The sequence below is a fragment of the Myxococcota bacterium genome (genome assembly GCA_035498015.1).
Lineage (GTDB): Bacteria > Myxococcota_A > UBA9160 > SZUA-336 > SZUA-336 > VGRW01.
This window is the reverse complement of the sequence record DATKAO010000162.1, coordinates 1-9307: the sequence shown is the minus strand read 5'-3', so window position 1 is coordinate 9307 and position 9307 is coordinate 1. Positions and strand designations below refer to the sequence as shown.

At 70.7% G+C, this 9307-nt stretch carries 8 protein-coding genes and 2 tRNA genes; 7 read left to right on the top strand and 3 right to left on the bottom strand.

Going from position 1 to position 9307, the window contains the following annotated elements:
- The 4 genes from lon to VMR86_14585 all read left to right on the top strand — a co-directional run.
- The coding region (gene lon / locus VMR86_14600) for an endopeptidase La (GenBank protein ID HTO08274.1) at window positions 1-1829 on the top strand (1829 nt) is incomplete at its 5' end.
- A gap of 64 nt (window positions 1830-1893) precedes the next feature.
- On the top strand, window positions 1894-2211 hold the full coding sequence (locus VMR86_14595; GenBank protein ID HTO08273.1) for a hypothetical protein: 318 nt from the start codon (window positions 1894-1896) through the stop codon (window positions 2209-2211).
- Window positions 2202-2273, top strand: a tRNA-Val gene (locus tag VMR86_14590). Before VMR86_14595 ends, VMR86_14590 begins: the two co-directional genes overlap by 10 nt.
- A gap of 96 nt (window positions 2274-2369) precedes the next feature.
- On the top strand, window positions 2370-3629 hold the full coding sequence (locus tag VMR86_14585; GenBank protein HTO08272.1) for a phytanoyl-CoA dioxygenase family protein: 1260 nt from the start codon (window positions 2370-2372) through the stop codon (window positions 3627-3629).
- Window positions 3630-3632: 3 nt separating this feature from the next.
- Here VMR86_14585 and VMR86_14580 read toward each other — a convergent pair whose 3' ends face one another.
- Together VMR86_14580 and VMR86_14575 are read right to left on the bottom strand one after the other, a co-directional pair.
- Complete coding sequence (locus VMR86_14580; GenBank protein ID HTO08271.1) at window positions 3633-5354, bottom strand: amidohydrolase family protein; 1722 nt, start codon at window positions 5352-5354, stop codon at window positions 3633-3635.
- A gap of 36 nt (window positions 5355-5390) precedes the next feature.
- The gene (locus VMR86_14575; protein HTO08270.1) at window positions 5391-5615 is read right to left on the bottom strand and encodes an HDOD domain-containing protein; all 225 of its coding nucleotides are present in this window, start codon (window positions 5613-5615) and stop codon (window positions 5391-5393) included.
- Between the two features lie 89 nt (window positions 5616-5704).
- Between VMR86_14575 and VMR86_14570 the strand changes: the two genes are divergently transcribed.
- Window positions 5705-5781: transfer RNA gene (locus VMR86_14570), tRNA-Asp, on the top strand.
- 129 nt (window positions 5782-5910) lie between these two features.
- Window positions 5911-7428 (top strand): Do family serine endopeptidase, encoded by a 1518-nt coding sequence (locus tag VMR86_14565; GenBank protein ID HTO08269.1) that lies wholly within the window; start codon window positions 5911-5913, stop codon window positions 7426-7428.
- 4 nt (window positions 7429-7432) lie between these two features.
- Here the strand turns inward: VMR86_14565 and VMR86_14560 are convergent, their stop codons facing one another.
- On the bottom strand, window positions 7433-8749 hold the full coding sequence (locus VMR86_14560; protein ID HTO08268.1) for a replication-associated recombination protein A: 1317 nt from the start codon (window positions 8747-8749) through the stop codon (window positions 7433-7435).
- Window positions 8750-8806: 57 nt separating this feature from the next.
- On the opposite strand from VMR86_14560, the gene VMR86_14555 reads away from it, so the two are divergent.
- The coding region (locus tag VMR86_14555; protein HTO08267.1) for an NAD(+)/NADH kinase at window positions 8807-9307 on the top strand (501 nt) is incomplete at its 3' end.

The window sequence follows — 9307 nt, the reverse complement described above, 5'->3', positions numbered from 1 at the left end:
TGCAGGGCGAGATCGACGTGCTGCAGGTCGAGTCACGCATCCGCTCGCGCGTGAAGAAGCAGATGGAGCGCTCCCAGAAGGAGTACTACCTGAACGAGCAGATGCGCGCGATCCAGAAAGAGCTGGGCGAGCGCGACGAGTTCAAGAACGAGATCCAGGAGCTGGAGGAGAAGCTCGCCGAGCACTCACTGCCCGAGCACGCGGAGGACCGCTGCAAGAAGGAGATCCGCAAGCTCAAGATGATGTCGCCCATGTCCGCCGAGGCGACCGTCGTGCGGAACTACATCGACTGGATCCTGTCTCTTCCCTGGAACAAGCAGAAGGAGGAGAAGATCGACGTCAAGGAGGCGGAGAAGATCCTCGACGGCGATCACTACGGGCTGGAGAAGCCCAAGGAGCGCATCCTCGAGTATCTCGCGGTGCGCGCGCTCGTGGGCCACATGAAGGGCCCGATCCTGTGTCTGGTCGGCCCGCCGGGCGTGGGCAAGACGTCGCTCGGGCGCTCGATCGCGCGCGCGACCGACCGCGACTTCGTGCGCGTGTCACTGGGCGGCGTGCGCGACGAGGCCGAGATCCGCGGCCACCGCCGCACCTACATCGGCGCGCTGCCGGGCAAGATCATCCAGGGCCTGAAGAAGGCCGGCTCGGGCAACCCGGTGTTCCTGCTGGACGAGGTCGACAAGATGTCGACCGACTTCCGCGGCGACCCGTCGTCGGCCCTGCTCGAAGTGCTCGACCCCGAGCAGAACAAGACCTTCGACGATCACTATCTCGACCTCGAGTACGACCTGTCGAAGATCCTGTTCATCACCACCGCCAACACGCTGGCCACGATCCCCCGGCCGCTCCAGGACCGCATGGAGATCATCCAGCTGCCGGGCTACATCGAGGAAGAGAAGCTCGAGATCGCCAAGCAGTTCCTCGTGCCCAAGCAGATCAAGGAGCACGGGCTCGAGGGCCAGTCGATCGAGTTCACCGACCCGGGCCTGTACGAGATGATCCGCCGCTACACCAAGGAAGCGGGCGTCCGCTCGCTCGAGCGCGAGATCGGCTCGATCTGCCGCAAGCTCGCGCGCGAGGTGGTGTCGAGTGAGTCGAAGATCTCGGCCACGATCGGCCCCAAGCAGGTGCGCAAGTATCTCGGCGTGCCGAAGTACCGCTTCGGCAAGAAGGAAGAGTCCGACCAGGTCGGCATCTCGACCGGCCTCGCGTTCACCGAGGTCGGCGGCGAGCTGCTCACGATCGAGGCGCTGGTCACGGCCGGCAAGGGCCGCATCCAGGTCTCGGGTCACCTGGGCGACGTGATGAAAGAGTCGGCGCAGGCCGCGCTCTCCTACGTGCGCCGCCGCGCCAAGCAGCTCGGTCTGTCGCGCGACTTCTACCAGAAGGTCGACCTGCACGTGCACGTGCCCGAGGGCGGCGTGCCCAAGGACGGCCCGTCGGCCGGCATCACCATGGCCACCGCGCTGGTCTCCGCGCTCACGGGCATCCCGGTGCGCGCGAACATCGCGATGACCGGCGAGATCACGCTGCGCGGCCGCGTGCTGCCGATCGGCGGCCTGAAGGAGAAGCTGATCGCCGCCGTGCGCGGCGGGATCGAGACGGTGCTCATCCCCAAGGAGAACGAGCGCGACCTGAAGGAGATCCCCGCGAAGGTGAAGCGGCGCCTGCAGATCCGCTACGTGGAGCACATGGACGAGGTGCTGCGCTACGCGCTGAAGTTCCCCGAGCACTCGGCCCAGCAGGGCCTGGTCGAGGACATGCCCGAGTACGCGCTCCAGGAGATCTTCGAGGTCGGCGAGGTCGAGACCCCGGCCAACGTGAACTAGCGCGGGGGCACGATCCCAAGTTCGCGCCCAGCTCGCCGGTTTGCCGAGGGGAGATACTCGGCGGGTGACTTCCCTGGCCGACTACTTCTCGCTCTGGACGCGCTCCGCGCCACCTGCGAGCGCTGCGCAGGCCTTCCCGATCGAGCGACTTCGCCAGCCGGCGTTCTTTCTCGGCGTGTTTGCCGGCGCGGTCTCGAGCTTCGTGTTCAATCACTACCGCAGCGGCGCCAGCCTCGACTCGAGCGCGCTCGTCCTGTCGCTGATCGCGAGCGCCGTGACGTTCCCCCTGGTCTACGAGCGGGCCGGCCTGGCGCAGGCCGAGTTCTTCTGGGAGATCGTGATCGATCTCGCGCGCGCTACGATCCCGAGCGCGGGCGGATAGCTCAGCGGTAGAGCGGCGCCTTTACACGGCGCGGGCCGGGGGTTCGAATCCCTCTCCGCCCAGTCCTACGGGACCCCGGCGCGGCTCAGCCGCCCCACCCGTCTTCGCTCGCCTTCGGCTCGCTGCGCGAAGCTTGCGCCTCCTGTTAAGATCGGGTCATGGTCACGTTGCCGCACCATGTCGAGTTGCTCTCGGATCGCTGGCTGGAGAAGGCGCGGGAGTATCTCGAGCGGGAGGTGGCGGCGCGGAAGGAGCGGCTCGGTGGGCGGCCGTTCTCGCTGAGTGAGCGGCTCACGGCGGCTCCGCCGCACCTGAAGCTGCCCCAGGACGTCGCGCAGTGGTCACTGCGCTACGACGGCGAGCAGGTGCACGTTTCTCGCGAGTTCGACTCGGGCGCCGACGTCGTGGTCGAGGGTGACTACCAGGTCGCGCTGAACGCGGCGCAGGCGGTCGGCTGGCTCGCTCCGGGGGTGATGCAGCACGCGATTCGCGAGATCACGCACCTGTACGGCAAGGACGCGATCCGCTCGCGCGGCCTGCTGAAGGATCCTGCGGCGCGCGAGCTCGTGGGCCTCCTGCACGACCACATGGCGCGCCGCACCGTCGAGAATCCCGACCTGGCGCACCGCGCGAGCCGGCTCGGGATCGCCGGCAAGGTGCGCGAGGTCGAGGAGAACGGCTACACGGTGCTCGAGCGCGCGATCAGCCCGGAGTTCGCCGACGAGCTGCGCGACGCGACGCTGCGCGCGCTCTTGCCGCACAACACCTTCACGCTGCAGTGGATGCTCTACCAGGGCGCGGAATTCGAGCGCATCGCCCAGCACGCGCAGCTCATGACCCTGATCGACGCGTCGCTGGGCCGCGGCGCGGTGATCGGCTCGCTGTCTTCGATCCGGCGCGGGCCCGGTCCGGGGCAGATCCCCCTGCACACCGACTACTCGATGATTCCCGATCCGTATCCGGAGTTCGCGCTGACCGGCGTCGGGGTGTGGGCGTTCGAAGACTGGCGCGTGGCGTCGGGGCCGACCTGGATCATACCCGGCAGTCACCGTATGCGCCGTGGTCCGCGCGCCAGTGACTCGAAGGCGGGCGGCGTGCCGATCGAGATGCCGAAGGGCTCCGTCGTGTACTTCACGCACGGCGTGTGGCACTGGCAGGGCGACCGCAGCGAGCCGGGCGAGCGAGTCACTCTGCACTCGCACTTCAACCGCGGCATCCTGCGCAGCCTGGAGCCGAAGCGAGTCGACGTGCAGATGCTGCACCGCAACGCGCCGCGGCTGGGCGAGATGCTCGGCGAGGACGACTGGTTCGACAAGCTCGGGCCGAACGGCCGCGACCAGTTGCGCGCCGCCTACATGGCCCGGCTGCAGGCCTTCACCGACCAGAAGAAGAGCGAGCTCCTGGCCGGGGCCGCCTGAGACTCAGCCGGGGGCGGGTGTCGCGCCGCGCACCAACCGCCCGGGCAGCGCTTCGGTCGCCTGGCCGTCCCGGTAGGTGACTTCACCGGCGACGATCGCGCAGCGGTAGCCCTCGGCGTCCTGCACCAGGCGGCGCCCCCCCGCCGGCAGGTCGTGCACCATGCGCGGCGGGCGCAGCTTCAGCCGGTCGTAGTCGATCACGTTCAGGTCCGCCTTGTAGCCCGGCGCGATCACGCCGCGGTCGCGCAGGCCCACGGCCTCGGCGGTGTCTCGCGTGTGCCAGCGCACGACGGTCTCGACCGGCACGCGCTCGCCGCGCGTGCGGTCGCGCGTCCAGTGAGTCAGCATGTGGGTCGTGAAGCTCGAGTCACAGATCGTGCCGAGGTGCGCGCCGCCGTCGCCCAGGCCGAGCACGGTGCTCGGGCTCTTCATCATGGCGAGCGAGGCGTCGAGCGACGACCCCGCGTAGTTCAGGAACGGGAAATACAGCATGCCGCGGCCTTCGTTCGCGAGCATGACGTCGAGCGCGAGCGCGTGCGCGGGAATCCCCTGCGCGCGGGCCTGCGCGCCGACGGCGCGCTCGCGCGGCTGCTCGTAGTCGGGCGGGTCGCCCAGCACGAACATCTTCTCGAAGTTCTGCAGCACCATGGCGAGGAACGGCGCGTTGCTCTCCGGCTTCTCGGCCAGGAGCCGCGCGCGGAACGCGGGGTCGCGCAGGCGCGCGAGCTTGCCCGCGAGCGGCAGCCCGGCGATCGCCTTCCAGCTCGCGTGAGTCGAGAACGGATTCAGCGTCGTGTCCAGCCCGAACATGAGTCCGACGGGCCGGCCCGCGACTTGCGCGCGCATGGGCAGACCGGCAGCCGCAGACTCCTCGATCCAACGCAGCGTGCGCCGCCATGCCTCCGGCGCCTGCTCGGCCTGCGCGAGCGAGACCGACAGCGGGCGCCCGGACTCGGCGCACAGCCGGCGCAGCATCGCCATCTCGCGCTCCGGATCCGGAAAGTCCGTCACGAACTGCAGGACGCCCTTGCCGGCGGCACCGAGTGCCAGGGCGATCCCCAACAGCTCGTCCTCTGCCGCGGTCAGCGTCGGGGTCGGCTTCCCGTCGCTCGAGCGGTGATTCAAGGTGCGCGAGGTCGAGAAGCCGAGCGCGCCGGCCTCGACCGCCTCGCGCGCGATGCGCGCCATCGCCGCGATGTCGTCCGCGGTCGCGGGCTCGCGGTCGGCGCCGCGCTGGCCCATCACGTACACGCGCACCGCTGCGTGGGGCAGCTGCGCCGCGAAGTCGATGTCGTAGCTGCGCCGCTCGAGTGAGTCGAGAAACTCGGGGAAGGTCTCCCAGTCCCAGGGCAGGCCCTCGGCGAGCACGGCGTTCGGGATGTCCTCCACGCCCTCCATCAGCCGGATCAGCGTGCCGTGGTCCTCGGGCCGGCAGGGCGCGAAGCCGACGCCGCAGTTACCGGTGACTGCCGTGGTGACTCCGTGCCACGACGACGGCGAGAGCCGCGAGGCCCAGGTCGCCTGGCCGTCGTAGTGGGTGTGGATGTCGACGAAGCCCGGCGTCACGAGCTGCCCGCGGGCGTCGATCTCCTCGCTCCCGCGGCCCGCGACCTTCCCGACCTCGGCGATGCGCCCGCCGCGCAGCGCGACGTCCGCCTCGCGCAGGGGCTCGCCCGTGCCGTCTGCCACCGTTCCGCCTCGGACCACGCAGTCGAACTCGGCCATGCCTCGCCTCCCGTGGATGGAGGCAGTCTACCGCAGTCAGTCCGGGAGCATGGACAGGGCGATCTCGACCACCACGCGCGCTCCGAGCACCACCACCGCGCGGTCCACGCTGCGCAGCGGCACGTGCCTGCGCGCGGCGTGGCGGTTGGCGGCCTCGAGCACGGCGTCGCTCAGGCCCGGCACGCGCTCGAGCGCGCAGGCGAGCTCGCGCGCGCCGTCATCGCCGCGCCGCGCCAGGCTCCGCCACTCGTCGATTCCCATCCTTCCTGGGCGATCGGCGCCGGCGCACCGAACTTGAAGCCTTCGTGTTTGAAAAAGAAAGGCGCGTTCTGTACCAAGAGCGCCGGCCAGGGGCGGTAGTTCAATCGGTTAGAGCACCGGCCTGTCACGCCGGAAGTTGCGGGTTCGAGTCCCGTCCGCCCCGCCAGGCCGCGCACGCTTTCCGGGCGGTCTCTCGCGGCGATGAGTTCGCCGTCATCCAGGCGGGCACACCGGAGCTTGCGACTCGGTTGCCGATCCGTGCGCAGTTCGGGTAGGTTCCGGCGGCTTGGCACGGGTGTTTCAGGTCGCGCTCGGAGTGCTGCTCGGCGGGCTCGCCGCCTATCTGGTGTTGCGCTCGGGGGCGCTCGCGCCCAAGGGCGCGAAGAACCTGGCCAGCTCGCCCCGGGCCGAGAGCGGACCGAGCGAGCACAGCGAGACCCCGTCGCCCGCCGCGCGCTTCTGGACCGACTTTCCGATCGAGCCGGGCGCGGGCGAAAAGCACTCGCTGGTCGCCAAGCTGGCGCAAAACGCAGCGGCGGGCGTGGTGAACGTTCACACCTCGAAGACCGTGGTGCGCGACTTCAACCCGGGCTTCCCGTTCGAGATGTTCCCGGAGTTCTTCGGTGGCCCGCGCGGGCGGCGCAGCGCGCCGCAGCGGCAGGAGTACAAGGTGCCCAGCCTGGGCTCGGGCTTCGTGATCTCGCCCGACGGCTACATCGTGACCAACAATCACGTGGTCGAGGGCGTCGACGAGATCAAGGTCCACTTCGCCGACGGCAAGGTGCGCGACGCGAAGATCGTGGGCACCGACCCGAAGACCGACCTCGCGCTGATCCAGGTCGCCGACGCCAAAGACCTGGCTGCGCTCCCGCTCGGTGACTCGGACGCGATCCTGCCCGGTGACTTCGTGATCGCGATCGGAGACCCGTTCGGTCTGGACCACACGGTCACCATGGGCATCGTGTCCGCCAAGGGCCGCGAGCTGGGGCAGGGGCCGTACGACGACTACATCCAGACCGACGCGGCCATCAATCCCGGCAACTCGGGCGGGCCGCTGCTCGATCTGACCGGCGCGGTGGTCGGCATCAACAGCGCGATCAACCCGCAGGCCAACACGATCGGCTTCGCGGTGCCGATCAACCTGGCCAAGGAGATCCTGCCGCAGCTCAAGGCCAGCGGCTCGGTGACTCGCGGCTGGCTGGGCGTGAGCATCCAGGAGCTGACTCCCGAGCTCGCGGCCGCGCTCAAGCTCGACGCCAAGGAGGGCGTGCTGGTCGCGCAGACCAGCCCCGGCGGGCCGGCCGACAAGGCGGGCCTGAAGCGCGGCGACGTGATCCAGAGCTTCAACGGCCGGCCGGTCGCGCGGCCGCGCGACCTGTCGATCGCGGTCGCGGGCACGAAGGTCGGCGACACGGTGCCGGTCGAGGTCCTGCGCGAAGGCAAGACCGTGACGCTCAAGGCCAAGATCGAGAAGCTCGCGGCGTCGTCCGAAGAGCAGGCGCACGGCGGCGGCGGCGAGAACGCCGGCGGCGCGGAGTCACTGGGCCTGCAGGTCACCGACCTCGACGACGACCTGCGCCAGCAGCTCGGCTTGAAGGACGCCAAGGGCGCCGTGATCGCGGGCGTCGAGCCGGGCAGTCCCGCGGCCGACGCCGGCCTGCGCCCCGGCGACCTGGTCGTCGAGGTCGACCGCAAGCCCGCCCACAGCGCCGACGAGGTCGACAAGCTGGTCAGCCAGGCGGGCGACTCGGTGCTGTTCCTGGTGAGGCGCGGCGACGGCACGCTGTTCGTCGCGGTGAACCGGAAGGGCTAGCGAGTCACTTCTCGCGCTCCCAGCGCCTGCGCTGGCGTTCGCCGGTCTCGCGCTCCGCGCCCTGGTCCGACGGCAGGTAGAAGCGCTCGTCGCGGATGTCGTCGGGCAGATACTGCTCGCGCACGAAGTGACCCGGAGCGTCGTGCGGGTAGCGGTAGCCCTTGCCGTAGCCGAGCTCGCGCAGGAGCTGCGTCGGCGCGTTGCGCAGCGGCAGCGGCACGGGCAGGGCGCCGCGCTCGCGCGCGACCTCGGAGGCGCGGCTGATCGCGAGCAGGCTGGCGTTGCTCTTGGGCGCGCACGCCAGATAGGTCGTGGCCTGCGACAGGATCAGCTGGCCCTCGGGCAGACCCACGCGATCGAACGCCTCGGCCGCGGCGGTCGCGACCAGAAGACCCAGCGGGTCCGCGTTGCCCACGTCCTCGGACGCGAAGATCATGAGCCGGCGCAGGATGAAGCGCGGCTCCTCGCCGCCTTCCAACATGCGCGCCAGCCAGTAGACCGCCGCGTCGGGGTCACTGCCGCGCAGGCTCTTGATGAAGGCCGAGATGACGTCGTAGTGCGCCTCGCCGCCCTTGTCGTAGTCGGGCAGGCGTGACTCGAAGGCCGCGGCCACGTCGTCGCGAGAGATCTCCCCGCGCGCGCGGTCCGCCGCCGACTCGAGCAGGCCGAGCGCGCGGCGCGCGTCGCCCTGGGCGAGCCGCGCGATCAGCTCGAGCGCCTCGGGCGTCGAGCGGACTCCGCGCCCGCCCAGGCCCCGCTCGCGGTCGGCCAGGGCCCGGCTCACGATGCGGGTCAGCAGTGACTCGTCGAGCGCGCGCAGGGTGAAGATGCGCGCGCGCGAGCGCAGCGCGGGAATCACCTCGAACGAGGGGTTTTCGGTGGTGGCGCCGAGCAGCACCACCGTGCCCCGCTCCACGTGCGGCAGGAGCGCGTCCTGCTGCGCTTTGTTGAAGCGGTGGATCTCGTCGACGAACAGCGCCGTCCGCCGGCCGCGCCGCCGTTCGTCCTCGGCGCGCGCGATCTCCTCGCGCAGCTCCTTCACGCCCGACAGCACGGCCGAGATCGAGGCGAAGCGCAGGCCCGCGCGCTCGGCGAGCAGCCGCGCCAGGGTGGTCTTGCCCGAGCCCGGCGGCCCCCAGAAGATGCACGACGGCAGCTTCGCGCCTGACTCGAGCACGGGGCCGAGCGGTCCGCCGGGGCCGAGCAGATGCTCCTGGCCCTCGAACTCCTCGAGTGTCCGGGGCCGCATGCGCTCCGCCAGAGGTGCGTCGGCGGGAACCTGGGCTGTGACCGGCGGTTCGCGCGGGAACAGCTCGTCCATCGCGAGAGCTTAGCTTGCTTGCCCCCGCCGGACGCGGGGCCTATCGTCGCGGGCCGCATGGGGGGCTGGAAGCGAATCGCGCTCACCGTGAAGGCCGGCCAGGCCGGCGCGGGCCCGCTCGTGGGCCGGCTCGCGGCGCTCGCGCGCCGGCGCGGGCTCGACGTGGTGCTCGACACCAACGCCGCGACTCACCTGGGTGAGTCGGGCGGCCGCAGCCTGGAAGAGGTCGCGGCCCACGCGGACTTACTCGTGGTGCTGGGCGGCGACGGCTCGGTGCTCGCGGCCGTGCGCGCGATCGGCGCCCGGCCCGTGGCGGTGCTCGGCGTGAACCTGGGTCACCTGGGCTTTCTCACCGACGTGAGCCCCGCGGAAGCCGAGCCCGCGCTCGAGGCGGCGCTGCGCGGCGACTTCGCGCTGGTCGAGCGCTCGCGCTTCGAGGTCACTCACTCGCGCGACGGGCGCGAGCTGCTGCGCGGGCTGGTGCTGAACGACGCGGTGATCACCAAGGGCTCGGCGCTCGCGCGCCTGATCGAGCTCGAGGCGCTGGTCGACCACAAG

Excerpts from the sequence above, each read along its gene's own strand:
- VMR86_14585 (HTO08272.1), top strand. The coding sequence starts at position 2,370 with ATGGTCACGTTGCCGCACCATGTCGAGTTGCTCTCGGATCGCTGGCTG.
- VMR86_14580 (HTO08271.1), bottom strand. The coding sequence starts at position 5,354 with ATGGCCGAGTTCGACTGCGTGGTCCGAGGCGGAACGGTGGCAGACGGC.
- VMR86_14575 (HTO08270.1), bottom strand. The coding sequence starts at position 5,615 with ATGGGAATCGACGAGTGGCGGAGCCTGGCGCGGCGCGGCGATGACGGC.
- VMR86_14560 (HTO08268.1), bottom strand. The coding sequence starts at position 8,749 with ATGGACGAGCTGTTCCCGCGCGAACCGCCGGTCACAGCCCAGGTTCCC.